The organism is Citricoccus zhacaiensis (assembly GCF_014645315.1).
Taxonomy (GTDB): Bacteria; Actinomycetota; Actinomycetes; order Actinomycetales; family Micrococcaceae; genus Citricoccus; species Citricoccus zhacaiensis.
In genome coordinates this window covers 72,716-96,918 of sequence record NZ_BMLQ01000009.1, presented here as the reverse complement: position 1 = coordinate 96,918, position 24,203 = coordinate 72,716, and the positions used below count along the sequence as shown (strand labels likewise).

Here is a 24,203-nt window from a genome sequence, read left to right as displayed (position 1 = left end):
AGCAAGAACAAGAACCAGAGCAAGAAGAGCAATCAGAACGAGGACCATCAGTTGCCGGACGGACCGTCTGAGACATCCCCGGCGCCCGAGACGGTCGAGGCCGTCTACCGTGACCTGCTCGCGCGGGCCCCGGAGAACAAGATGGAACCGCGCATGGAACCGATGTTCCGGGCGATGGAATTGCTCGGCGAACCGCAGCGGGCGGCGCCGGTCATCCACCTGACGGGGACGAACGGCAAGACCTCCACGGCGCGGATGATCGAGTCGGTGCTGCGGGCCTACGGCCTGCGCACCGGCCGGTACACCTCGCCGCACCTGAGCTCGGTGACCGAGCGCATCAGCATCGACGGGGCTCCGGTGGATGGCAGCACCTTCGTGCGGATCTGGAACGAGATCCTGCCGGTGGTCCAGGTGGTCGACGCCGAGTTGGAGGCGGCCGGGGAGAACCGGCTGACCTACTTCGAGGCCGTGACCGTGCTCGGCTTCGCCATCTTCGCGGATGAGCCGGTGGACGTGGTGGTCCTCGAGGTCGGCCTCGGCGGGATCACGGACGCCACCAATGTGGCCGACGCGGCGGTGTCTGTGGTGAGCCCGATCTCCCTGGACCACAGCGACCTGCTCGGGGACACCGTGGCCGAGATCGCCGCGGAGAAGGCCGGGATCATCAAGCCGGGCGGCTTCCTCGTCTCGGCCGCCCAGGAACCGGACGCCGCGCAGGTGCTGCTCGACGTGGCCCGTGCGGTGGACGCCGGATTCCGGTTCGGCGGCGTCGACTTCGGTGTGGAGTCCCGGTCCGTGGCCGTGGGCGGACAACAGGTGTCCGTCCAGGGCATCGCGGGCCGCTACCCCGAACTCACGCTGCCGCTGCACGGCGGACACCAGGCCGAGAACCTGGCCCTGGCCGTGGCCGCATTGGAGGCGTTCTTCGGGGGCGAGAAGCCGCTGGAGTTCGACCTGCTGCAGCAGGGCATCGCCGAGGTCACCGCCCCCGGACGGCTTGAGGTGGTGCGCAACGCCCCGACGATCGTGGTGGATGCGGCCCACAACCCGGCCGGCATCAAGGCCACCGCCGGGGCACTGCAGGAGGCGTTCGGGCTCGAGAAGCTCGTGCTGGTGGTCGGTATCCTCCAGGAGAAGGACGCCCTGTCCATGCTCACGGAGCTGTACCGGGAGTTCGGCGACCTGGTGGAGGACCTCTGCCTGACCCAGTCCGATTCCCCGCGTGCCATCCCGGCCGGCGAGCTGGCCCAGACGGCACTGGACGCCGGCTGGCCGGAGGAGGATCTCTTCGCCACGGAGTCCGTTCCGGACGCCATCGAATGGGCGGTGGGACGTGCCGAGGCCACCACTGCCGGGGAGGCCGGCCTGGGGGGCGGCGTGCTGATCACCGGATCCATCACCCTGGTGGCCGAGGCCCGTGAGCTCCTCGGTGCACCCTCGGCGGGTGCGCCGGGGTCCGGAACCCCGGAGGCGGTGGCCGTGCCCACCGCCGTGGACGTGTTCAACGACTTCGGCCTGGAGCTGGGTGACGGCCTCGACGAGGACGAGGAGGACTTCGACGACATCTTCGACGAATCCGATCATGATGTCGATGTCGATGGCGGGGCCCCACGGGCGCAAGGTTCCCGGGGATCCAGGGCAGACGGAGGGAACAACGCATGAGTTCGGACAACTCGGCCGAGACGACGACCGGGCACGAGTCCTGGCGACCGGCACGGGAGACCAAGTCCCAGCGGGAGTGGAAGCCGGGGCAGGTCAAGAAGGTCCGCTCCATCCGGGCGACCTTCACCTCCACCGTCCTGGTCATGGAGGCCTTCGTACTGGCCTTCTTCGGCATGGCTGTCTACGGCGTCAACCGGGGGGAGCCGATGGCGCCCTGGGCGCTGGGCCTGTCCCTGGGCCTGGCGGTGGTGGCAATCCTGACGTGCGCGCTGGTCCGGAAGCCGCTCGGTATCTGGATCGGCTGGACCATCCAGATCCTCCTGGTGGCGTCCGCCTTCATCGAATACACCATGGCCATCGTGGGCGTGGGCTTCGGCCTGGCCTGGTGGTACGCCGTGGTCAAGGGCGCGCAGATCGACCGTGAGAACACCTCACGCGCCGAGGCCGAGGCGAAGTGGCATGAAGAGCACGGCCCCACATCCCAGTAGGGTTGGACCCGGAGTCCGCGTCGGCGGCCTAGAAACCATCCATCCCGGGACCACCGGACCCCTGGAGATCCAAGGAGCATCTGTGACCACCACTGTTGAAGAGACCCTCGTCCTCATCAAGCCGGACGGAGTCGCCCGCAACCTGACCGGCCAGATCCTGGCCCGCGTCGAGGCCAAGGGCTACACCATCGCGGACCTGAGGATGCTTGAGCCGAGCCGCGAGATGCTCGTGCAGCATTACGCCGAGCACGAGGGCAAGCCCTTCTTCGAGCCGCTCGTCGAGTTCATGGGTTCCGGCCCCGTCGTGGCCGTGCGCCTGCGGGGCAACCGGGTCATCGAGGGCTTCCGCTCGCTGGCCGGCGCCACGGAGCCCACCACCGCGGCCCCCGGAACCATCCGTGGTGACCTCGGCCGTGACTGGGGCGAGTCCGTGCAGAAGAACCTGGTCCATGGCTCCGACTCCACCGAGTCGGCCACCCGCGAGCTCGGCATCTGGTTCGCCTGACCTGTCCGACCGCTCCGGCAGAGCCCCGCTGAAGCGTTTCGTTCCCACGGCGGGACTGCCGAGGCAGACCGCAGGTATGGAGTGGGGCCGCGGAGCTCAGGGTCCTAGGGTGATCATGGAATCCTGGCACCGCTTGACAGAGAACAGAGGGGCACCCCCCGACCCGAGGAGTCATCATGACGCAGAACGCCTCCAGCCCGTACTACCTGGCCGCCCCCTACACCGAGGTCACGGTCCTCGAGGTGCCGCCGGTCACCACGGTGGTGCAATCCGTCACCGATTCGCCGATGGCCTCCATGGCGGAGGTGTTCGATTCCACCTTCTCCGCGCTCTTTCCCGCACTCGGCGCCCAGGGCCTCCAGCCGGTCGGCCCCGCCTTCTCGCTGCACACCCGGATGCCCTCGGACACGGTGGACATGGAGGTGGGTCTGCCGGTGGACCGACCTCTGGAGGAGCCGGTCACCGCTGGATCAGGAATCACGTTGGCGTCCTCCGAGCTGCCGGGAGGGCGGATCGCGATCGTGTCCCACCTCGGCGCGTATGACGGCCTGGGGGACGCCTGGGGCGCCTTCATGCAGGCCGTGGCCGAGGCCGGGCATCAGCCGGCGCTGCCGTTCTGGGAGATCTACGTGACCGAGCCGAGCCCGGACCAGGACCCGGCCGCCATGCGCACCGACCTGGTCACGCTGCTCGCCTGAGCCTCGCACTGCTCGCTGAGCCAGTTCGCTGGGGCGGTTCGCTGGAGGAGCAGACCGCCTGGGCGGTGGCTCAGAAGAAGGCGTTGGAGAAGCGCAGCAGGATGGAGGCCAGCACGCCCACGTAGAGCAGGACGATGATCGGCCAGGACCACTCGGCGGCGAACTTCCGTAGGCCGGCCGGGGCGGGGATCACGCCGTGCTGGATGTTCCGGGACGTCAGCAGGACGAACAGGGGGATCATGCCGGCCCAGACGACCATGCAGTACAGGCAGAGGATGTTGATCTCGTAGACGGCCTGACTCCACAGCCAGACGATGAAGACGAAGCCGGCCAGGACTCCGAGGTTCATGCCGATCCAGAACCAGCGGGCGAACCGCGCCCGGGCGAACAGGCCCATGGCGATGGTGATGACGATCGGGAACGCCACCATGCCGATGAACTGGTTGGGGAAGTTGAACAGCTGGGACTGCCACGTCTTCATGACCTCGCCGCAGGACACCCAGGGATTGAGATCGCAACTGGTGATGTGGTTCGGATCGTTCCACAGCATCACCCGTTCCATGACCAGCATGAGGGTGCCGTACAGGCCCAGCAGGGCGGTGACCAGCAACATCCAGGCCGTACCGAGGGGCCGCGCGTACCAGCTGAGGCGGTCGTCGAGCCCACCGCCGGGGGTGGTGACGTCGTTGCCGGCGTCGCTCGCGGTGCGGGGGGAGGCGTCTGCGGGGGAGTTCACCGCTCCATCGTAGAACGTGGGGTGCTGCCGTGAACGAGTCTTGGTGCGGAGCATTGCCGTGGCGTCGGGTGGCGTCGGGTCGCGGAGTCCCATCGGCTTCATCCCGCCGATCAGGCTCCCCGTGTGAGAGAATGGTCCTCGACCCGCCGATGGCCACACCATGGGCAGGGTCCATTGGACGGCCACCGGGCCGGCGGTAGAGGACTGAGGCAGTGTAAGGAAACTGCCAGGCCTTCAGAGACGCGGACCACGCGTCCCCGGCCTTGCGACAGCCGCCGTTGGCACGCGACAAGACGCGTGAGACCCGGATGGCCGCCGATGGTTCCGGGAGAGGACGCCGCATCCAGCGGAGACCGAACCTACGGTTCACCTCAGACTTTTTGGAGTCCGTCGACGGCGGCACCCCGAGTACCGCTTGACGGATCGGGGGAAACGCCACCGGGAACGGACCGAGCCGCTCCACGGGCACGAGTGTGGCGTGACCGCGGTGCAGGAGGTGCTGTCCATGGCAGCCAACGAACACCACGACAACGACGCAGCAGCAACGTCCGAACAGGACGCGCAGACCACGGCGGATCGGACGCTGGATCCGCCCTCAGCGAGTACGGAGGACACCGGGGCAACCGTCGCCCCGGAATCGTCCTCAGCTGAGGATTCCCCGGCCGCCGAGGACCCGGCTGGACCCTCGGCTGCGGCCACCGCCGGCGGCACCGCGGCCACGGAACCGGCCGAGGAGAAGCCGGCCGTCGATGATCCCTTCGCCATTCCGGATGACCCGTTGGCCCTGATCTTCCAGGCTCCGGACCTGTCCACTCTCCCCCCGGCCCCGCGCAGGTCCCGGGATGACCGCAGCGAACGCAGTGAGACCGACGGTCGCGGCCCGCGTCAGAACCGCAACCGCCGTCAGGACGAGGACGCCAGCGGCGGCTATGACGAGCTCGAGTCCACGGCTGACGACTCCGGCATGTCCCGCGATGACCGGGACGAGCGGGACGACGAGGGTGGCCAGTCCGGTTCCCGCAGCTCCCGCCGTCGCCGCCGCAGCCGGGGCCGCTCGGGCAGCGCCTCGGACCAGGGCCGCACCACCTCGGAAGACGACGACGGCGACGACCAGTCCCAGCGCAGCTCCGGTGCGCGCGGCGGAGACGGGCGTGAGAACCAGTCCCCCGTGGACGGCTCGGACGCCGAGGGCGACGGCAACGGTTCGCGCCGCCGCCGCAAGCGCCGCCGCGGTGACGTGGACATGGAGCTGGAGGGTGGCGCCGGGGATGACCCGGAGAACACCGTGACCCGCGTTCGCGCGCCCCGCCAGGCCGCCTCCACCGGTCCGGAGGCCGTCACGTCCCTCAAGGGCTCCACCCGTCTGGAGGCCAAGCGCCAGCGCCGCCGCGATTCACGCTCCGGTGGCCGTCAGCGCCGCCATGTGATCACCGAGGCCGAGTTCCTGGCCCGCCGCGAGTCGGTGGACCGCAAGATGCTGGTCCGCCAGCGTGAGCACCGCATCCAGATCGCCGTCATGGAGGACGGGGTCCTGGCCGAGCACTTCGTGTCCAACACCACCCAGGACTCGATGATCGGCAACGTCTACGTGGGCAAGGTCCAGAACGTGCTGCCGTCCATGGAGGCCGCCTTCGTGGACATCGGGCGCGGCCGCAACGCGGTGCTCTATGCCGGCGAGGTCAACTGGGATGCCGCCAACCTCGAAGGCAAGTCCCGCAAGATCGAGAACGCCCTGAAGTCCGGCGACTCCGTCCTCGTCCAGGTCACCAAGGACCCGGTCGGTCACAAGGGCGCCCGGCTCACCAGCCAGATCTCCCTGCCGGGCCGTTACCTCGTCTATGTGCCGGGTGGTTCCATGACGGGCATCTCCCGCAAGCTGCCGGACGTCGAGCGCTCCCGCCTGAAGAAGATCCTGAAGGACCACCTCCCGGAGAACGCCGGCGTGATCGTCCGCACGGCGGCCGAGGGCACCTCGGAGCAGGAGCTGATGCATGACATCAACCGCCTGCGCGCCCAGTGGGAGGGCATCGAGGAGAAGTCGACCTCCACGAAGACCCTGGCCCCGGAACTGCTCTACTCGGAGCCGGACCTGACCATCAAGGTGGTCCGGGACGTCTTCAACGAGGACTTCTCCGGCATGATCGTGCAGGGCGAGGACGTCTGGGACAACATCGAGGCCTACGTGACCTACGTGGCGCCGGACCTGCTGCCCCGGCTGGAGCAGTGGAAGCCCGAGGAGCACGGCGGCGAGGACCTGTTCGCGTCCAATCGCATCGACGAGCAGCTGCAGAAGGCGCTGGACCGCAAGGTCTTCCTGCCCTCCGGCGGCTCACTCGTCATCGACCGCACCGAGGCCATGACCGTGGTGGACGTCAACACCGGCAAGTTCACCGGGTCCGGCGGCAACCTCGAGGAGACCGTCACCAAGAACAACCTCGAGGCGGCCGAGGAGATCGTCCGGCAGCTGCGCCTGAGGGACATCGGCGGCATCATCGTCATCGACTTCATCGACATGGTGCTCGAGTCCAACCGTGATCTCGTGCTACGCCGCATGGTCGAATGCCTCGGCCGCGACCGCACCAAGCACCAGGTCGCCGAGGTCACCTCGCTCGGCCTGGTCCAGATGACCCGCAAGCGCATGGGCACCGGACTCGTCGAGATCTTCTCGGAGACCTGTGAGCACTGCAACGGCCGCGGCATCATCGTCCATGACATGCCGGTGGAGCACCGCCGCGCCCACAATGCGCACGGCGAGCCGCGGGCCCACAGCGCGTCCCACAGCCACGGCGGATCGGGTGGATCCGGTGGTTCCGGCGGGTCTGGCGGGTCCGGGCAGGATGACTCCAGCGACGGCGGCCGGAAGTCCTCCCGCAGTGAGCGCCGCCGCCGCAGCCGGGAACGCCAGGCCGAGCGTGAGCGTCATGAGCAGCAGGAGCCGCCGGTCGAGCAGCAGCTCACCCCCGAGGAGGAGGCCGAGCGCAAGGCCCGTGCCGAGGCGGCCCGGGCGGCCTTCGCCAACATGGCGGCCGCCGCGGCCAGCGCGCATGAGGAGAAGGACGGGTCCTCCGCCCCCGCCAAGGCCTCCCGGCCGGCACCCGATCAGAAGGCTTCTGAGCCGGCGCCCGGTCAGCAGTCCGGACAGGATCAGCCGGATCCGGCCCCCTCGACCCTGACCCTCGCGGGTGAGGCCGTCGAGGTGCCGCAGGCCAAGCGCCGCTCCCGGCGGTCGAAGGCCACGGCGGCCCCCGAGGCCGACTTGGCGTCACTGGAGAGCGCCCTCGACCAGAAGACCCCCCGCGACCAGCGCGCCTCCGGCGATACCGCCGAGGCGGGACAGGCAGGTCAGGCCGCTCAGGCGGAACCGGCAGCGCGGCCTCAGCGCCGTCGTCGGGCGGCCTCCTCCGAGGGGGCCGGTGACATCCGGACGGTGGAGGTCTCGGCGGCCGGAGGGAACTCCGGCGCTGGTCATCGCTTCAGCGCCACCGCTGCACCGGCCGGGAGCGGCGCGGGGACGGAGGCCCAGCAGAAGGAGGCTGCGCCCTCGGCCGCACCGATGATGCTCGGCGTCGGGGTCAAGGCGGAAGACATCGCCCGCCCCGAGTGAGCGTGTCATTTGGCCCGAGGGGGCACCGGCGGGTAGGATAGATACTCGGTGCTGCGCCGCCGTCGTTTTCTGTCTGCCCGGTGAATTGGGTGTTGGAAAGCCCGCCGGTACGCCGTGAGCCGTTGCCCCCGCTGTCCGGGACCGTCCGCCTTTGCCGGCCGGACACCGCTGGTTTGGGCAGGCCGGGTTGCAGTCGAACAGATTCGTCAATGTCGAGAGAAGTGAGTCCCAAGTGGTGTACGCGATTGTCCGCGCTGGCGGACGCCAGGAAAAGGTCTCCGTAGGAGACCTCGTTACCCTTGACCGCGTTGCCGCTGAGGCCGGAAGCTCCCTGGAGCTGTCCGCCGTCATGCTGGTGGACGGGGACAAGGTGACCACCGGTACCGATGACCTGGCCAAGGTGAAGGTTACTGCCGAGGTCGTTGACCATTCCCGTGGCAAGAAGATTGTCATCCAGAAGTACAAGAACAAGACCGGCTACAAGAAGCGCCAGGGTCACCGTTCCGAGCTGACCACCGTCAAGGTCACCTCGATCGCCTGATCCGGACTTCCAGGTCCCCGAGATAAACACCGAAGGATTGCACCATGGCACATAAGAAGGCCGGTAGTTCCTCCAAGAACGGCCGCGATTCGAACGCACAGTTCCTGGGCGTCAAGCGTTTCGGCGGCCAGGCCGTCAACGCCGGCGAGATCCTGGTCCGCCAGCGCGGCACCAAGTTCCACCCGGGCTCCAACGTCGGCATCGGCAAGGACGACACCCTGTTCGCCCTGTCCGCTGGTGCCGTCGAGTTCGGCAACCGTCGTGGCCGCAAGGTCGTGAACATCGTTACTGCCGCTGCTGAGTGATCATTCAGCTGACGGCACCGGGGGAGTGATCCTCCAGTAGTTCAACGCTCCGGCGGGGGTGGGCCACTGCGGCCCGCCTCCGCCGCAGTGGTTAACGCGCCCTGTGCTCCATCGACGGAGTGCAGCGATCTGCGCAAGACTGGTCACCACCACACGGGTGGTACCGAGACGTTCTTCAGGAGAGGCGGCCATGGCGGCTTTCGTGGACCGGGTGGTCCTGCACGTTTCCGGCGGGCATGGAGGCCACGGCGTGGCCTCCGTGAAGCGGGAGAAGTTCAAGCCTCTGGGCGGTCCCGACGGCGGCAATGGCGGGGACGGCGGTGACGTCACCCTGGTCGTGGACTCCCAGACGACCACGTTGCTCTCCTACCACCACGCACCGCACCGCCATGGTGGCAACGGCGGTCCCGGGATGGGCGACTTCCGCAATGGCGCCACCGGCGAGTCCCTGACGCTGAGCGTGCCGGACGGCACCGTGGTCAAGGACGCCGAGGGCAACATCCTCGCCGACCTCGTGGGCCACGGCGCCAGCTTCGTGGCCGCGGAGGGTGGCATGGGCGGCCTCGGCAACGCGGCGCTGGCCTCGGCCAAGCGCAAGGCCCCCGGCTTCGCCCTGCTCGGCATCCCCGGGGACGAGCGGGACATCGTCCTTGAACTGAAGTCCGTGGCGGACGTGGCCCTGGTGGGCTTCCCCTCGGCCGGCAAGTCCTCCCTCATCGCGTCCATCTCCGCAGCCCGCCCCAAGATCGCCGACTACCCGTTCACCACCCTGGTGCCGAACCTGGGCGTGGTCCAGGCCGGGGACACCCGGTACACCGTGGCCGACGTCCCGGGCCTGATCCCGGGTGCCTCGGAGGGCAAGGGCTTGGGACTGGAGTTCCTGCGCCACGTGGAGCGCTGCGCGGCCCTGGTGCATGTGCTGGACTGCGGCTCCCTGGAGTCGGACCGCGATCCGCTCTCCGATTTCGAAGCCATCGAGGCCGAACTCGCCGCCTACGCCGTGGAGCCGACCTTCGCCCAGGGCGGCCAGGGCGTCATCCCGCTGAACGAGCGCCCCCGGCTGATCGCCCTGAACAAGACTGACCTTCCGGACGGCCAGGACATGGCGGACATGGTCCGCGCCACGCTGGAGGCGCGTGGACTGCGGGTCTTCGAGGTCTCCGCCGTCTCCCACAAGGGACTGGACCCGTTGAAGTTCGCCATGGCCGACCTGGTCCGCCAGGCCCGTGAACGGCTGCCTGAGCCCGAGGAGGTGGCCGAACCCGAGGTCATCCGCCCGCGTTCCGTCCGCTCGCGCAAGGGCCGCAGCGGAGAGTTCGAGATCCGCCGTGAGGAGCGCAACCTCGAGCCCCTGTTCCGGGTCCGTGGCGTCAAGCCCGAACGGTGGGTGGCCCAGACCGACTTCACCGTGGACGAGGCCGTGGGCTACCTGGCCGACCGCCTCAACCGCCTCGGCGTGGAGGACGAGCTGTTCAAGCAGGGCGCCAAGCCCGGGGATGCCGTGGTCATCGGCTCGGATGATAACGGCGTGGTCTTCGACTGGGAGCCGACCATGGCGGCCGGCGCCGAACTGCTGGGCGGCCCCCGCGGTGCGGACATCCGCATGGAGGATCGTCACCGCCCCACCCGTGAGGACAAGCGCCGCGAGTACGAGGAGCGCAAGGCCGCCCGCGCTGCGACCCAGGCCGACCTCGAGGGTGAACGCCGTACCGGTGTGTGGGCGGTGGACCAGGAGATCAACCGCCTGGCGGGCATCCGCGACGATGAGACCGGCACGGCCGATGATGGCGATCAGACTACGGGTTCCGGCTCTGAGGACTCCCATGGCTGAGCAGGTCCCCAATCCGGTGACGGGTCGGGACACCCTGCACCGGGCCCGTCGCCTGGTCATCAAGATCGGTTCGTCGTCCCTCACCACCCCCACGGGCGTGAACCGGAAGGCCATCGATTCACTCGTGGACACGATCGCCGCCGTCCGCGCCCGCGGCACGGAGGTCATCCTGGTGTCCTCGGGCACCATCGCCGCCGGCATCCACCCCCTGGGGCTGGGCAAGCGCCCGCGTGACCTGGCCACGCAGCAGGCCGCGGCCGCCGTCGGGCAGGGCAAGCTGCTCGCCGAGTACACGTCCTCGTTCGCACGGCACGGCACCGAGGTGGCGCAGGTGCTGCTGACCGCGGAGGACCTGATCCGCCGCACCCAGTACACCAACGCGCACCGGGCGCTGAACCGGCTGCTGGCGTTATCGGTGGTCCCGATCGTGAACGAGAACGACACCGTCACCACCGCGGAGATCCGGTTCGGGGACAACGACCGGCTCTCGGCACTGGTGGCCAATCTGCTGCGCGCGGATGCGCTGTTGCTGCTGACGGACGTCGACGCGCTGTACACCGCACCGCCGTCACGTCCGGGCTCGGAACGCATCGCCCACGTGGTCTCGAAGGCGGATCTGGACACGGTGCTGATCGGGCGGACCGGGCCGGCCGGCGTCGGGACCGGGGGCATGGTCACCAAGGTGGACGCCGCCGGGATCGCCACCGGTTCGGGGATCCACGCGATCGTCACCTCGGCGCAGAACGCCGAGGCCGCGTTGGCCGGTGAGGACGTGGGCACCTGGTTCCAGGCCTCCGGGAAGCGGCAGTCAGCGCGCGGCATCTGGCTCGGCCTGCTCGCCGAGGTGCAGGGCCGCGTGGTGCTCGACGATGGCGCGGTCGCCGCGGTCGTGAAGAACCGCCGGTCCCTGCTGCCGGCCGGGATCACCGGGGTGGAAGGGGCCTTCGAGGCCGGTGACCCGGTCGAGTTGGCGGACGCCCTCGGCACCGTGGTGGCCCGTGGCTTCGTCAACTACTCCTCGACGGAGCTTCCGGCCATGCTCGGCCGGCACACCGTGCAGTTGCGCGAGGAGTTCGGGCCGGAGTACCAGCGGCCCGTGGTGCACACCGACGATTGTGTCCGACTGCCGTCGAGGGCACGGCCCCGGCGCTAGGCTGGGGGCATGTCCACGACTGCCCAGAACAACGCCCCCGTCACCGACTCAGCGACCGGACCCGGACCCACCGGGGAACCGGCCGGGTCCACGGTGCCGCAGGAGGTCCGTGAGGCGATCCTCGCGGTGGCCGAGCGGGCCCGCAGGGCGCGTCCGGAACTGGCCACCGCGCGTCGGGCCCGGAAGGACGACACGCTGCAGGGCATGGCGGACGCGCTGCGTCAGAATGTCTCCGCCATCCTGGCGGCCAACCGCAGGGACGTGGAGAACGGCCGCGAGAAGGGCACATCGGAGGCCATGCTCGATCGGCTCAGCCTGGACGGGCCGCGGATCGAGGCCCTCGCCGCCGCCCTGGAGGAGCTCGTGGCGTTGCCGGACCCGGTCGGCAACGTGGTGCGCGGACGGGACCTGCCCAACGGCCTGCACATGACCCAGCTGCGCGTCCCCCTGGGCGTGGTGGGAGCCATCTACGAGGCCCGCCCCAACGTCACCGTGGACATCGCCGGACTGGCCCTGAAGTCCGGCAACGCCGTGATCCTGCGTGGTGGCTCCGCCGCCAGGGAGACCAACACGGTGCTCGTCCAGATCCTCCGGGAGCAGGCGCTGGCCCACGGCTTCGATGCCGACATCGTCCAGGGGATCGACGAGTTCGGCCGGGACGGCGCCACAGCCCTGATGTCCGAGCGCGGCTCCGTGGATGTCCTGGTGCCGCGCGGCGGGCGGGAGCTGATCCAGTCCGTGGTCCGCAACGCCAAGGTGCCTGTCATCGAGACCGGCGAGGGCAACGTGCATCTCTACATCGATGAGTCGGCTCCGGTGAAGATGGCCGTGGGCATCGCGCTGAACGCCAAGACCCAGCGGGTGTCCGTGTGCAACACCGCCGAGACCCTGCTGATCCACGCGGGGGCTGAGGAGGCCGGCCGCGAGGTGCTGCGCGCCCTGCATCGGGCCGGGGTGCTCCTGCACGTGGACGAGGGCGCCCGCGCGTGGTTGCCCACCGGTGCCGATGCCACGGCCACGCCGGCCACGGACGAGGACTGGGGCACCGAGTACCTGGCCCTCGAGCTGGCCGTGAAGACCGTGGGTTCGCTCGACGAGGCCATGGACCACATCCGCCGCTGGTCCACCGGACACACCGAGGCGATCGTGACCAACGACCTGGCCAACGCGGACCGGTTCGTCGCCGAGATCGACTCCGCCGCGGTCATCGTCAACGCCTCCACCCGCTTCACGGACGGCGGCCAGCTGGGGCTCGGCGCCGAGGTGGGGATCTCCACGCAGAAGATGCACGCACGCGGCCCCATGGGCCTCGAGGAACTCACCACCACCAAGTGGGTGCTGCGCGGCCAGGGCCAGGTCCGATCCTGACCGGGGGCGGGAGCCCTGCGGGGAACGTACTAGGATGGACCGCAGACATCACCGTGACACGAGGCCGGGGCGCCGGCCGTCTTAGCAGTCTTAAGGGAGAACCACCAGATGCAGAACATCACCGCGGCCGTGACCGTTGCCGCTGAAGAGGCCCACGTGGTCAACGAGCTCATCGCCCCGGACTGGGTCTTCGGCGTGGGAACCTTCGCCATCCTGATGCTGATGCTGGTGGCCACGATGTCCCTGCGTTCCGTCTCGCAGCGCCACCCCGCGCCGGCCACTGACGTCAACGTCCACGGAACGGCTGGCCACGGCGGCCAGCGTTCCGGCCACTGATCCACCGCTGAACCGCATCTCACTGTGACCCACCGTCGCTTCCGCCTGGGCATCATGGGCGGCACCTTCGACCCCATCCACCACGGTCACCTCGTCGCCGCCTCCGAGGTGGCCTCCGAGCTGGGCCTGGATGAGGTCGTCTTCGTGCCCACCGGCCAACCCTGGCAGAAGGACGCGGGAAGGGTGTCACCCGCCGAGCACCGGTACCTCATGACCGTGGTGGCGACGGCCTCGAACCCGCGCTTCACGGTGTCCCGCGTGGACATCGACCGGCCGGGCCCCACGTACACGGCGGACACCCTGCGCGACCTCAAGACGCTCCGGCCCGAGGCCGAGCTGTTCTTCATCACCGGTGCCGACGCCCTCGAGCAGATCATGACCTGGAAGGACGTCGAGAAGCTCTGGGACATGGCCCAGTTCGTGGGCGTGACCCGTCCGGGACACGATCTGGTGGAGCTGGGACCGGAGACCGGCGTCAAGCTCATGGAGATCCCCGCCATGGCGATCTCCTCCACGGACTGCCGAGAGCGGGTCCAGGGCGGCAAGCCGGTCTGGTACCTGGTGCCGGACGGCGTGGTCCAGTACATCGCCAAGCACAACCTGTACCTTCCGTCCGCCCACATTCCCGGAGGGGGGCTGGGCGGCGGCAGCGGTGAGGGCCAGGAGCCATTCACCGGGGGGAGTCGTCCGCCCGAAATGCTCCCGGACACACCATGGCAGTCCGGGGACCCGGCTGCCTCAACAGCATCGACGCCGGGAACCACCGTATGAGTAGTCAGCAGGACCAGAAGCCGCAGGGTGTGAACCCCCGTCTGGGCAGGCCCGAGATCAAGCGCGGTGCGCCGGGGACCGAGCCCCCGCTGCCGACGCGCCGATCACTGCGCCAGCATCGCCGTGCGGACAGCGAGGCGGGCGCTCCGGCCGGCGATCTCTCCAAGGCGACGATCCTGGAGTTGCCGGCCACCTCCATCAGCCCTGCCGACGTCGGCCCGCTCACCGGCCAGCTGCCCCGGGTCATCTACGCCACCGGCGAGTCCGGGAGCGGTACCTACGCCATCAAGTCTCCGGACGAGGTGGCGCCCTCGACCGGCGGTGACACCGCTCCCGCGGACCGGCCCGCGCTGAAGGCCCGCCGGGCCACCGGTTCAGCGGATCGTGGGGCCAGGGGGCCGGGGAAGCAGTCCAGCGCGTCAGTGGCTGCCTCCCCCGTTGACCGGTTGCCCGAGGAGGTGACGCTGGACCGTGACGGCGTTCCCGTGGGCCCGGACGGGCAGCCGCTCTCGCGGCGCCAGCTGCGCGAATGGCGCCGCCAGCAGGTCACTGCCATTCCGGGAGCTGCCATGCCGGACGTCACGGCCGCGGCGAATGGTCCTGCCCCACTGGACTCCGAGGGTGCCGCCGAACACGGCAATCCGGAGCCTGTCAGCCTGACCACTCGCCGCGAGGCCACCCGGGCCCGCCGGGCGGAGGCACCGGCAGGGGCTCCCTCCGGTGCTGTGGCGGAGTCCGCGGAGATCGCCGACGGCGGCACGGCCACGTCCGCTGCGCCGAGCACCTCTGCTGGACGGCCGTTCACCCGGGAGTCACTCGCCGCGGAGGGTGCCGCGCTGGCAGCCCGGATCGAGGCCGCGAGCGGGGCGGACCCCTCCACGGTCGACCCCGCCCTGCTCCGCGAACAGGAGTTGCTGGCCGAGAAGGCCCGTCAGCTCAACACCGGCCTCATCAGCCAGGTCCCCTCGGCGGCTCCACAGGGCGCTTCGACCGCGGTGAAGCGGTCACCGACCGTCGCGAAGCCGCCGGCCGGCCCTGCCGTACCGAAGCGGGCGGCAGTTTCTCTCACTGACCGGCACGAGCCCGTGGACGCACAGTCCGCGCACGGACTCGACTCCATCCAGGCCTCCGAATGGTCCTTACGTGAGCGGACCCTGATGATCGTGGCCGGGCTCGTGGTCCTGATTCTCGTGGTCGCCCTGATCTTCGCCATCGTCTTCTGACGCCCGTCCCTCCACCGCCGCATCAGTCCTCTCCACCGTCGTCATTCCCCTTCACCGCCTTCGACGCCTTTCACTCATCCGACCCGTTCGCTGACCGACCCACACCGAGGTGCCTATGACCATTCCCGAGACCACCCTGACCGCACTCAAACTGGCCGGACAGGCCGCTGCAGACAAGCAGGCCACGGACATCGTGGCCGTGGACGTGGCGCAGCAGATGGGCCTCACGGACGCCTTCCTGATCGCCTCCGCCGGCTCCGAACGGCAGGTCGTCTCGGTGGTGGATGAGATCGAGGACGTGCTGACCCAACAGCTCACGCTGGACGTCATCCGCCGCGAGGGCAAGGCCGGTGGCCGCTGGGTCCTGCTGGACTACGGGCACTTCGTGGTCCACGTCCAGCACGAGGAGGAGCGCGTGTTCTACGCACTGGACCGCCTCTGGAAGGACGCCCCACTGGTGGACCTCGGCTTGGCCGACGGCGTGGCCGCCGATGAGGGCGGCTCCGCGGTGGACCCGGACGAGGGCCCGCGGGACTGGACCCCTAGCCGCGATCAGGATTGATCTCTCTCCACTGGGTTGAACAAGACTGAACAGTACTGACCGATTCTGAGCCGGGAGAGACGGGATGCGATTGGTCTTGTTGCGGCATGGCCGCACGGCGTGGAACGCCGAGGAGCGCTACCAGGGACACACGGATATCCCCCTGGACGACGTCGGCCGGTCCCAGGCCGCGGAGGCCGCAGTCCGGCTGGCCGGCCACCCTTTCGACCTGGCTGCGTCCTCGCCCCTGGTCCGGGCCCGCGCCACCGCGGAATCCGTGGTGGACGGCCGTGGTCTGGACCTGGTGCTGCACGAGGAATTCAAGGAGACCGGCGGCGGCACCTGGGAGGGTCTGAGCTTCACCGAGATCCGGACCCAGTGGCCGGACGACTGGGCCACGTGGCGCAGCTCCCATCTTGACCACGGCCCTCTGGGCGGGGAGACCCCGCGCCAGTCGGGCACCCGGGTGGTCACCGCCATCACCCGCATGGTGGACGAGGCGGAGTCCACCCTCGGCACGCCGGAGACCATGCTGGTCACAGCCCACGGCAACTGCCTCCGGGCCGCGGCCACGCTCCTGACCGGCATGGGCGCGGCCGGGATGGGCCGGTTGGAGCGGCTGCGCAACGGTGCGGCGATCGTGCTCGAGGGCTCCCCGCAGCGCGCCGGGAAGTGGCGGATCGAGGCCTACAATGCGTGATGATCGCGCGATCTACGGGTGAAGGCCGGCGCGCGGACGGCGGTCTCTGTGCCCACGGCCACAGGGGATCCGTTCGATTTGCGGAGCGTGCGAAGTGCTGTGTATATTTATGGAGTTGCTTCGGACGGAACGGAAACGGGAAGGCCGGAAACAACGCATCTGGGGGTATGGCGCAGTTGGTAGCGCGTCTCCATGGCATGGAGAAGGTCAGGGGTTCGAATCCCCTTACCTCCACCAGATGAAAAGCCCTTGTTCTTCGGAACAAGGGCTTTTTCGTTGAATCGCAGCAGTGGCCCCCTGCACCGGGGCGGCGGAGCTCCACCGTGAGGGGTAGCATGGGGAGTTGATCTCCCTGTAGCGGTCCGCGTCCATGCCGGATCCGTGCAGTCGGCATGGTCCCCCTGTCTTGAAACAATCCCGATGAAAGCGTGATCCTTTGGCCCGTTCGCCCCGCAAGTCCAAGTCCCCGTCCGGCGTTCCTTCCGGGGGGCTGCGGGTCACGCCGCTGGGAGGCCTCGGCGAGGTCGGGCGCAACATGACCGTCTTCGAGTACAACGGCAAGCTGTTGATCGTCGACTGCGGTGTGCTGTTCCCCGAGGAGCACCAGCCCGGCATCGACGTCATCCTGCCGGACTTCACCTCCCTGCAGGGTCGCTGGGATGACATTGTCGGCATCGTCCTGACGCACGGCCACGAGGACCACATCGGCGGCGTCCCCTACCTGCTCAAGGAACGCCCGAACATCCCCCTGATCGGCTCCCAGCTGACCCTGGCGTTCATCACCGCCAAGCTCACCGAGCACAAGATCACCCCGGTGACGGTGCACGTGGAGGCCGAGGACATCCACCAGTCCGGCCCCTTCGAACTCGAGTTCGTGGCCGTCAACCACTCCATCCCAGACGCACTGGCCGTGGCCATCCGCACCCCCGCCGGTCTGGTCCTGCACACGGGCGACTTCAAGATGGACCAGTTCCCGCTGGACGGCCGGATCACGGACCTGCGTCACTTCGCGCGCCTGGGCGAGGAGGGCGTGGACCTGTTCCTCACCGACTCCACCAACGCCGAGGTGCCCGGATTCACGATCTCCGAGCGCGACCTGACACCGGCCATCGATCAGGTGTTCGCCACCGCACCGAAGCGGATCATCGTCTCCAGCTTCGCCAGCCACGTGCACCGGATCCAGCAGGTCCTGGACTCCGCGCACGCCCATGGCCGCAAGGTCGCGTTCGTGGGCCGCTCCATGGTCAAGAACATGGGGATCGCCCGCGAGCTGGACTACCTGAACATCCCGCGCGGACTGGTGGTGGACTTCAAGAAGCTGCAGTCCATGCCGGACAACAAGATCACGCTGATCTGCACCGGCTCCCAGGGCGAGCCGATGGCCGCCCTGTCCCGGATGGCCAACGGCACGCACCAGATCAAGCTCGGCGCGGATGACACGGTGCTGATGGCCAGCTCGCTGATCCCCGGCAACGAGAACGCCATCTACGGCATCATCAACAAGTTCACGGACCTCGGGGTGCAGGTGGTGCACAAGGGCAACGCCAAGGTGCACGTCTCCGGACACGCCTCCGCCGGCGAGCTCGTCTACTGCTACAACATCGTGCAGCCCACGCACGTGATGCCCGTCCACGGTGAGTCCAAGCACCTGCACGCCAACGCGGAGCTCGCGGTCAAGACCGGCATCGCCCCGGAGCGAGTGCTGGTCGTCAAGGACGGCACCACCGTGGACCTGGTCAACGGCAAGGCGGCCGTGTCCGGTCAGGTCGAGGCCGGCCTGGTCTACGTGGACGGCCACACGGTCGGCAAGGTCACCGAGGAGACCCTGAAGGAGCGCACGTCGCTGCAGGAAGGCGGCGCCGTGACGGTCGTGGCCCTCGTGGACGCGGACACCAACCAGCTCGCCGAGCCGCTCGAGTTCGTCACCAAGGGCTTCATCCAGGACAAGGTGATCTTCGACGGTGCGGCCAAGAAGGTCTCGATCGCGCTGTCGAAGCCGTCCGTGTCCGAGATCGACGACCTCGACCAGCTCGAGCAGCTGATCGGCGACACCGTGGCCCGTCACCTCGATCGCGCCTACCGTCGGGCGCCCGTCCTGACGGTCGTCGTCATCGACGCCTGACCCGGGCTATTACGGTTGGGGCATGGAATCGCCCATCCAGGAGTACCTCGAGTCGCTACTCGCTGACGTCCAGCGCCTGCGTGGGGGAGAGCCGTACCGGGTGCACCCCCTGGGGCGGGAGCCGAACCCGGAGGACTTCGGCATCTGCCTGGCCACCGTGGACGGTCGCGTCTACTCGGTCGGGGTCGCCGACCAGGAGTTCTCGATCCAGTCGATCTCCAAGCCGTTCAGCTACGGACTCGCCCTGGCGGACTACGGCTTCGACGCCGTGGACGAGAAGGTGGACGTGGAACCCTCCGGGGATCCGTTCAACCAGATCTCCCTGGCCCCGGTGACGGGCCGGCCGCCGAACGCCATGGTGAACGCCGGGGCGTTGGCGGTCGCGTCGATGATCCGTGGCGGCGGCGGCAAGTCCGCCGTGCGCCGGATCGTGGACACCTATTCCCGCTTCGCCGGGCGGGACCTGTCCAGCAGCCGTTCGGTCTTCGACGTGGAGATCCGGCACAGTGACCGCAACCATGCGCTGGCCTACCTGCTCAGCTCCGTCGAGGTCATCGAGAACGATCCCAGCCGCGCTTTGGAGAACTACCTGCGCCAGTGCTCGGTCCAGGTCACCTGCCGTGACCTGGCCATGATGGCGGCCACCTTGGCCAACGGCGGCACGCAGCCGGTCAGCGGTGAGCAGGTCTTCGAGATCGACGTGGTGGAGCGGGTCCTGTCCGTCATGATGACCTCCGGCATGTACGACGACGCCGGCGCCTGGGTCAGCAGCGTCGGCATGCCCGCCAAGTCCGGGGTGGGCGGCGGGACGCTGGCCGTGTTGCCCGGACAGGCCGGCCTGGCCGTCTTCTCGCCCCCGCTGGACGGGCACGGCAACAGCGTCCGGGGGCTGGAAACCTGCCGGCGGGTGTCGAAGGACATGGAGATGCACTTCGTGCGCGCCGCCCGCAGCGGGCGGTCCGCGGTCAAGGACACCATGGAGATCTCCCGGTTCCCCTCCCGCGTGCGGCGCACGGAGGAGGAGGCCGAGGTGCTGGAGCGCTACGGAGACCGCGCCCGCATCATCGAGGTGACGGGCGACCTTTTCTTCGCCGGCACCGAATCGCTGGTCCGCGCGGTCAGCGAACTGGAGGACGCCGTCGTGTTCGTGGTCCTGGACCTGCGGCAGGTGTACGACGCCGGCCGGCTCGCCCGCCAGATGATCACCGGCCTCCAACGCCAGCTGGCCGCGGCCGGACGGGAACTGGTCCTCGTCACCGGCGAGGAGGCCCCCGCCCTGATCGTGCACACCGACGCCGGCCCCGACGGTCACGCGGCCCCGGTGCCGGTCTTCCAGGGCCTCGGTGAGGCGGTCGAACACTGCGAGGACGCCCTGCTGGAACGCTATGGCGCGCCGATCTCGGTCACGGAGCGGGTCCCGGTGACCGAGTCGCCGGCCCTGGACCTCCTGGAGGAGGCGGACCGTGAACGGCTGGCCGCCCTGATGGAGCACCGGTTCCACGAGGACGGGGACGTCATCCGCCGGGTCGGGCAGCGCTTCGGCGGCGTGCACTTCATCGTCTCCGGACAGATCAACACCATCGCCACCAATCCCCTGGGTGAGCGGGTGCGGTTGAACACGCTGGGGGCCGGGATGACGTTCGGCGAGCTGGCCCTTGGGACCGCGGACCGGCAGGAGACCACCGAGAAGGCCGTCGGCGAGGTCGAGATCATGGTCCTCACCCCGGAGGCGATCGAGGTGCTGGAACAGGATGATCCGGCGCTGGCGCTGCAACTGTGGCGCGCCCTGACCCGGGACGCCTACTCGCTCGTGGACCGTTACCTGCGCGAGGCCGCCGTCCGCCTGACCTACTGAGGACTGCTGCGACGTTCCCCGGAAAGTCGCTGAACTATAGTCGTCATCAGGCATCATTCGTCTCGAAAGGGGGCGGCCGTGGAATTCCTCGAGTTCCTGGGGAACCGGGCAGACGACCTGCTCGAGATGGGCTTGGCCCACGCCGCGATCGTCGGTGCAGCGGTCCTCATCGCCACCGTCATCGGCGTGGCCCTGGGCATCGCCACCTATCGGACGGAGCGTCCGCGGGAGTTCGTGCTCGCGATCACCGGGACGTTCCTGACCATCCCGTCCTTTGCCCTGTTCATCCTGCTGCTGGGGCCGCTCGGACTCGGCTGGCCGCCCGTGCTGTTCGCCCTGGTGCTGTACGGACTGCTGCCGGTGGTGCGCAACACGATCACCGGGCTGCGGGAAGTGGACCCGGCCGTCATCGAATCCGCCCAGGGCATGGGACTGAACCGCCGGCAGCGCCTGCTGCGGATCGAATTGCCGCTGGCCTGGCCCGTGGTCATCACCGGTGTCCGGGTCACCACCCTCGTGCTGCTGGGCATCGCTGCCATCGGCGCGGTGGTCAACGGACCGGGCTACGGAGAGATGATCTTCACCGGGCTGGCCCGGGTGGGGACCCCGGTGGCCGTGAACATGGTGCTGGCCGGCACCCTCGGCGTGATCGTGCTGGCCGTCCTGTTCGACCTGATCTTCTACACCGTCCAGCGACTCACGACTTCGCGAGGTATCCGATGACCCAGACACCGCAGACCGCACCGGAACCAGAGGTGATGATCCGCCTCGAGAACCTGACCAAGCGCTTCCCCGGGACGCAGCGCAATGCCGTGGACGGACTCACCCTGGACATCCACGCCGGCGAGATCGTGGTCCTCGTGGGACCCTCGGGCTGCGGCAAGACCACCACCATGAAGATGATCAACCGGATCATCGAACCGACCTCCGGCCGGATCATCCTCGGCGGCGAGGACGTCACCACCACGAATGCGGACCAGTTGCGCCGGAGGATCGGCTACGTCATCCAGCAGACCGGCCTGTTCCCGCACCTCACCATCGGCGAGAACGTGGCCACCGTGCCGAAGCTGCTGGGCTGGGATGCCGCCCGCACCCGGTCCCGCGTGGACGAGCTGCTGAGCATGGTCAACATGGACCCGGACGAGTACCGCGGCCGCTACCCGAAGCAGCTCTCCGGCGGGCAGCAGCAGCGCGTCGGGGTCGCCCGTGCCCTCGGCGGCGACCCGCAGGTCATGCTCATGGACGAGCCCTTCGGGGCGATCGACCCCATCACCCGCGAACGCCTCCAGAACGAGTTCCTCCGCCTCCAGTCCGAGGTGCGCAAGACGATCGTGTTCGTCACCCATGACATCGATGAGGCCATCAAGATGGGGGACCGGATCGCGATCCTGCAGGAAGGCTCCTCGATCGCCCAGTACGACACCCCGGAGAAGATCCTCACCGCCCCGGCCAACGACTTCGTCCGTGACTTCATCGGTGGGGGCGCCTCCCTGAAGCGGCTGAGCCTGTCCCGGGTCCGGGACATCGAGCTCGCGTCCTGGCCCACGGTGTCCGCAGCCGACTCCTTGGAACAGGCACACCGGGTGCTGCGCGAATCGGACCACAGTGCGGTCCTCGTCCTGGACACGGAGGGACGCCCGGCCCGCTGGGTCGGTGCTGAGGACCTCCGCCGGGGCGCGGGGCAGTCCCTGGACCGGATCGGCACCGTCCCGCAGGCCGTGGTGGAGTCACGGGCCACCCTGAGTGACGCGCTCAATGAGCTCATCGCCGCCCGCTACGCCGTCACCGTCGTGGTGGACCAGGACGGACGGCACCTGGGCGTGGTGGACATCGAGCAGATCAACGAGGCCATCCGATCCATGCGCCATTCCGCCGTCGCCGAGGCCCGCACCGAGTTCGCGGACGGGAGGACGGCGCCATGAGCACGGTCACTCCCGTCGGGGTCCGGGACGCCGACGTCGTCACCCAGACCCCGCCCGCCGCCGGCCGCCGCGGATGGGTGGGCTACCTGACGATGCCCCTCATCCTGGCCGTCGTCCTGATCTCCCTGTACCTCTACGTGAACGGCCGGGAGCTCGATTCGATCGAGGCACGCTCCCTGAACGCAGCCGCCCTGTCCACGGCCGTGGGGGAGCACGTGGCCCTCACCGCGGTGTCCACCGTGATCACGCTCCTGATCGCCGTCCCCCTGGGCATCCTGCTGACGCGGCCGTTCACCCGCCGGGTCCGTCCGTTCATCATCACCCTCCTGACCCTGGGCCAGGCGGTGCCGACGATCTCCGTCCTCGTGCTGCTGGCCGTGATGTTCCTGTTCCTCGGGTTCCAGGCCGCGATCGTCGGCCTGGTGCTCTACGCGATCATCCCGGTGCTGCTGAACACCATGGTCGGACTGGAACAGGTGGACGAGAACGTGCTCGAGGCAGGGCGGGGCATGGGCCTGTCCCGGTTCCAGGTCCTGCGTCGCCTGGAGCTGCCCTTGGCCGTACCCGTGATCCTGGCGGGCGTCCGCACCGCGCTGGTGATCAACGTGGGCACGGCAACGCTGGCGACCTACATCAACGGCGGTGGACTGGGCGACGTCATCATGGCCGGACTGTCCACCAACCGCGTGCTGGTGCAGGTGGTCGGTGCCGTGTTGACCTCGGTGCTGGCCCTGCTCATCGATTACCTCGCCGGGCTGGCAGAGAACCTGTTGCAGCCCAAGGGACTCCGGTCCACTAGGTCCTGAACGAACGCACCCTGACCGCATCCTGATCGCACCCTGATCGCACTGAAATGAGGAACTGACATGAGAAACTCAACGAGCCGCAAGACCACGCTCGGCGGCATCGGCCTGACGGCGGTGGCCGCGCTCCTGCTGACCGGCTGTGGCGGCGGCGACGGCGGCGGGGACAGCGCCAACGCCGGCACGCTGGACGGGGCCGAGCTGACCGCGGGCTCCAAGGAGTTCACCGAGTCCGTCGTCCTGTCCCAGATCACCGCGCTCGCCCTGGAGGACGCGGGGGCCAGCATCGAGGACCAGACCGGGATCTCGGGCAGCGCCACCGTCCGCGAGGCGTTGGAGACGGACGAGATCGACTTCTACTGGGACTACACCGGCACCGGCTGGGTCAACATCCTCGGCAACACCACCGAAGACGTGCCCGAGGACCTGTTCGCGGCCGTCTCGGAGGCGGACGCGGAGAACGGTATCGCCTGGTTGGACCCAGCCCCGTTCGAGAACACCTACCGCATCGCCGTCAAGCAGGACTTCGCCGACGAGAACTCCCTGGTCACGCAGTCCGATGCGGCGGAGTTCATCAATGCGAACCCGGACCAGGCCCGCGTCTGTGCGGCCAGCGAGTTCATCAACCGCGATGACGGCCTGCCCGGACTGGAGGAGGCCTACGGCTTCGAGTTTTCCGAGGTCGTGGAGCTCGAACTGAACCTGATCTACACCCAGGTCGGAGACACCTGCGAGTTCGGTGAGGTCTTCTCCACCGACGCCCGGATCGCGTCGAACGACATGGTGGTGTTGGAGGACGACCAGGAGTTCTTCGTCGAGTACCAGGGCGCCATGACCCTGCGCCAGGAGACCCTCGACGAGTACCCGGCGATCGCTGAGATCATGGCCCCGATCTCGGAGAAGCTCACCAACGAGACCATGATGGAACTCAACGGCAAGGTTGACACCGACGGCGAGAATCCCCGGGACGTGGCCGAGGAGTGGCTCCAGGACCAGGGCCTCATCGGCGGCTGACCACCCCGTCACCGACCGCCGCCAC

General features: G+C 68.9%; 22 protein-coding genes and 1 tRNA gene. 22 read left to right on the top strand and 1 reads right to left on the bottom strand.

From position 1 onward, the window contains the following. The first annotated feature begins 51 nt into the window (after nucleotides 1-51). The 4 genes from IEX49_RS14250 to IEX49_RS14235 all read left to right on the top strand — a co-directional run bounded on the left by IEX49_RS14250 (nucleotide 52) and on the right by IEX49_RS14235 (nucleotide 3,353). Nucleotides 52-1,662, top strand: coding sequence for a bifunctional folylpolyglutamate synthase/dihydrofolate synthase (locus IEX49_RS14250; protein WP_229672741.1), 1,611 nt, complete (start codon nucleotides 52-54; stop codon nucleotides 1,660-1,662). After that, nucleotides 1,659-2,150 carry a DUF4233 domain-containing protein gene (locus IEX49_RS14245; protein WP_188806817.1) on the top strand — a complete coding sequence of 164 codons (492 nt, stop codon included), beginning with the start codon at nucleotides 1,659-1,661 and terminating at the stop codon, nucleotides 2,148-2,150. The genes IEX49_RS14250 and IEX49_RS14245 overlap by 4 nt, the downstream gene beginning before the upstream one ends. A gap of 82 nt (nucleotides 2,151-2,232) precedes the next feature. After that, nucleotides 2,233-2,655, top strand: a complete 423-nt coding sequence (gene ndk / locus IEX49_RS14240) for a nucleoside-diphosphate kinase (RefSeq protein WP_229672733.1) — start codon at nucleotides 2,233-2,235, stop codon at nucleotides 2,653-2,655. 176 nt (nucleotides 2,656-2,831) lie between these two features. Then, nucleotides 2,832-3,353: a GyrI-like domain-containing protein gene (locus tag IEX49_RS14235; RefSeq protein ID WP_188806815.1), complete on the top strand. Its 522-nt coding sequence runs from the start codon at nucleotides 2,832-2,834 to the stop codon at nucleotides 3,351-3,353. A 70-nt stretch (nucleotides 3,354-3,423) separates the two neighbouring features. Here IEX49_RS14235 and IEX49_RS14230 read toward each other — a convergent pair whose 3' ends face one another. After that, complete coding sequence (locus IEX49_RS14230; protein WP_229672732.1) at nucleotides 3,424-4,089, bottom strand: vitamin K epoxide reductase family protein; 666 nt, start codon at nucleotides 4,087-4,089, stop codon at nucleotides 3,424-3,426. A 505-nt stretch (nucleotides 4,090-4,594) separates the two neighbouring features. Between IEX49_RS14230 and IEX49_RS14225 the strand changes: the two genes are divergently transcribed. The 18 genes from IEX49_RS14225 (at nucleotide 4,595) to IEX49_RS14140 (ending at nucleotide 24,178) form a co-directional block, all read left to right on the top strand. After that, nucleotides 4,595-7,693, top strand: coding sequence for an Rne/Rng family ribonuclease (locus tag IEX49_RS14225; RefSeq protein WP_188806848.1), 3,099 nt, complete (start codon nucleotides 4,595-4,597; stop codon nucleotides 7,691-7,693). 232 nt (nucleotides 7,694-7,925) lie between these two features. Then, the gene (rplU, locus tag IEX49_RS14220) at nucleotides 7,926-8,234 is read left to right on the top strand and encodes a 50S ribosomal protein L21 (RefSeq protein ID WP_159550664.1); all 309 of its coding nucleotides are present in this window, start codon (nucleotides 7,926-7,928) and stop codon (nucleotides 8,232-8,234) included. A 44-nt stretch (nucleotides 8,235-8,278) separates the two neighbouring features. Next, nucleotides 8,279-8,539: a 50S ribosomal protein L27 gene (rpmA, locus tag IEX49_RS14215; protein WP_159550666.1), complete on the top strand. Its 261-nt coding sequence runs from the start codon at nucleotides 8,279-8,281 to the stop codon at nucleotides 8,537-8,539. Nucleotides 8,540-8,729: 190 nt separating this feature from the next. Next, nucleotides 8,730-10,370: a GTPase ObgE gene (obgE, locus tag IEX49_RS14210; RefSeq protein WP_188806814.1), complete on the top strand. Its 1,641-nt coding sequence runs from the start codon at nucleotides 8,730-8,732 to the stop codon at nucleotides 10,368-10,370. Then, nucleotides 10,363-11,523, top strand: coding sequence for a glutamate 5-kinase (gene proB / locus IEX49_RS14205; protein WP_188806813.1), 1,161 nt, complete (start codon nucleotides 10,363-10,365; stop codon nucleotides 11,521-11,523). Before obgE ends, proB begins: the two co-directional genes overlap by 8 nt. A gap of 9 nt (nucleotides 11,524-11,532) precedes the next feature. After that, entirely contained in the window at nucleotides 11,533-12,891 is a 1,359-nt protein-coding gene (locus IEX49_RS14200) for a glutamate-5-semialdehyde dehydrogenase (RefSeq protein ID WP_188806812.1), read from the top strand. Nucleotides 12,892-12,999: 108 nt separating this feature from the next. Beyond that, nucleotides 13,000-13,227: a hypothetical protein gene (locus tag IEX49_RS14195; protein WP_188806811.1), complete on the top strand. Its 228-nt coding sequence runs from the start codon at nucleotides 13,000-13,002 to the stop codon at nucleotides 13,225-13,227. A 54-nt stretch (nucleotides 13,228-13,281) separates the two neighbouring features. Continuing rightward, nucleotides 13,282-13,998: a nicotinate-nucleotide adenylyltransferase gene (gene nadD, locus IEX49_RS14190; protein ID WP_229672740.1), complete on the top strand. Its 717-nt coding sequence runs from the start codon at nucleotides 13,282-13,284 to the stop codon at nucleotides 13,996-13,998. Then, a complete protein-coding gene (locus IEX49_RS14185) occupies nucleotides 13,995-15,221 on the top strand; it encodes a hypothetical protein (protein ID WP_188806810.1) in 1,227 nt (408 codons plus the stop codon). Before nadD ends, IEX49_RS14185 begins: the two co-directional genes overlap by 4 nt. A 115-nt stretch (nucleotides 15,222-15,336) precedes the next feature. After that, entirely contained in the window at nucleotides 15,337-15,783 is a 447-nt protein-coding gene (rsfS, locus tag IEX49_RS14180; protein ID WP_115931099.1) for a ribosome silencing factor, read from the top strand. A 64-nt stretch (nucleotides 15,784-15,847) separates the two neighbouring features. Next, the gene (locus IEX49_RS14175) at nucleotides 15,848-16,462 is read left to right on the top strand and encodes a histidine phosphatase family protein (RefSeq protein ID WP_188806809.1); all 615 of its coding nucleotides are present in this window, start codon (nucleotides 15,848-15,850) and stop codon (nucleotides 16,460-16,462) included. 161 nt (nucleotides 16,463-16,623) lie between these two features. Then, a tRNA-Ala gene (locus IEX49_RS14170) sits at nucleotides 16,624-16,699 on the top strand. Between the two features lie 199 nt (nucleotides 16,700-16,898). Then, a complete protein-coding gene (locus IEX49_RS14165; RefSeq protein WP_268237726.1) occupies nucleotides 16,899-18,584 on the top strand; it encodes a ribonuclease J in 1,686 nt (561 codons plus the stop codon). A 22-nt stretch (nucleotides 18,585-18,606) separates the two neighbouring features. Then, the gene (glsA, locus tag IEX49_RS14160; RefSeq protein ID WP_188806808.1) at nucleotides 18,607-20,439 is read left to right on the top strand and encodes a glutaminase A; all 1,833 of its coding nucleotides are present in this window, start codon (nucleotides 18,607-18,609) and stop codon (nucleotides 20,437-20,439) included. A 78-nt stretch (nucleotides 20,440-20,517) separates the two neighbouring features. Beyond that, nucleotides 20,518-21,162: an ABC transporter permease gene (locus IEX49_RS14155; protein WP_188806807.1), complete on the top strand. Its 645-nt coding sequence runs from the start codon at nucleotides 20,518-20,520 to the stop codon at nucleotides 21,160-21,162. Then, a complete protein-coding gene (locus tag IEX49_RS14150) occupies nucleotides 21,159-22,361 on the top strand; it encodes an ABC transporter ATP-binding protein (RefSeq protein WP_188806806.1) in 1,203 nt (400 codons plus the stop codon). Before IEX49_RS14155 ends, IEX49_RS14150 begins: the two co-directional genes overlap by 4 nt. Beyond that, nucleotides 22,358-23,167 (top strand): ABC transporter permease, encoded by an 810-nt coding sequence (locus IEX49_RS14145; protein ID WP_188806805.1) that lies wholly within the window; start codon nucleotides 22,358-22,360, stop codon nucleotides 23,165-23,167. Before IEX49_RS14150 ends, IEX49_RS14145 begins: the two co-directional genes overlap by 4 nt. A gap of 60 nt (nucleotides 23,168-23,227) precedes the next feature. Beyond that, nucleotides 23,228-24,178 (top strand): glycine betaine ABC transporter substrate-binding protein, encoded by a 951-nt coding sequence (locus IEX49_RS14140; RefSeq protein WP_188806804.1) that lies wholly within the window; start codon nucleotides 23,228-23,230, stop codon nucleotides 24,176-24,178. Nucleotides 24,179-24,203 lie beyond the last annotated feature (25 nt).

Bases quoted from the DNA above. Each gene is read 5' to 3' on its own strand.
- IEX49_RS14245 (WP_188806817.1), top strand. From the start codon at position 1,659: ATGAGTTCGGACAACTCGGCCGAGACGACGACCGGGCACGAGTCCTGG.
- IEX49_RS14235 (WP_188806815.1), top strand. From the start codon at position 2,832: ATGACGCAGAACGCCTCCAGCCCGTACTACCTGGCCGCCCCCTACACC.
- IEX49_RS14225 (WP_188806848.1), top strand. From the start codon at position 4,595: ATGGCAGCCAACGAACACCACGACAACGACGCAGCAGCAACGTCCGAA.
- rpmA (WP_159550666.1), top strand. From the start codon at position 8,279: ATGGCACATAAGAAGGCCGGTAGTTCCTCCAAGAACGGCCGCGATTCG.
- obgE (WP_188806814.1), top strand. From the start codon at position 8,730: ATGGCGGCTTTCGTGGACCGGGTGGTCCTGCACGTTTCCGGCGGGCAT.
- proB (WP_188806813.1), top strand. From the start codon at position 10,363: ATGGCTGAGCAGGTCCCCAATCCGGTGACGGGTCGGGACACCCTGCAC.
- IEX49_RS14200 (WP_188806812.1), top strand. From the start codon at position 11,533: ATGTCCACGACTGCCCAGAACAACGCCCCCGTCACCGACTCAGCGACC.
- IEX49_RS14195 (WP_188806811.1), top strand. From the start codon at position 13,000: ATGCAGAACATCACCGCGGCCGTGACCGTTGCCGCTGAAGAGGCCCAC.
- nadD (WP_229672740.1), top strand. From the start codon at position 13,282: ATGGGCGGCACCTTCGACCCCATCCACCACGGTCACCTCGTCGCCGCC.
- IEX49_RS14185 (WP_188806810.1), top strand. From the start codon at position 13,995: ATGAGTAGTCAGCAGGACCAGAAGCCGCAGGGTGTGAACCCCCGTCTG.
- rsfS (WP_115931099.1), top strand. From the start codon at position 15,337: ATGACCATTCCCGAGACCACCCTGACCGCACTCAAACTGGCCGGACAG.
- IEX49_RS14175 (WP_188806809.1), top strand. From the start codon at position 15,848: ATGCGATTGGTCTTGTTGCGGCATGGCCGCACGGCGTGGAACGCCGAG.
- glsA (WP_188806808.1), top strand. From the start codon at position 18,607: ATGGAATCGCCCATCCAGGAGTACCTCGAGTCGCTACTCGCTGACGTC.
- IEX49_RS14150 (WP_188806806.1), top strand. From the start codon at position 21,159: ATGACCCAGACACCGCAGACCGCACCGGAACCAGAGGTGATGATCCGC.
- IEX49_RS14145 (WP_188806805.1), top strand. From the start codon at position 22,358: ATGAGCACGGTCACTCCCGTCGGGGTCCGGGACGCCGACGTCGTCACC.
- IEX49_RS14140 (WP_188806804.1), top strand. From the start codon at position 23,228: ATGAGAAACTCAACGAGCCGCAAGACCACGCTCGGCGGCATCGGCCTG.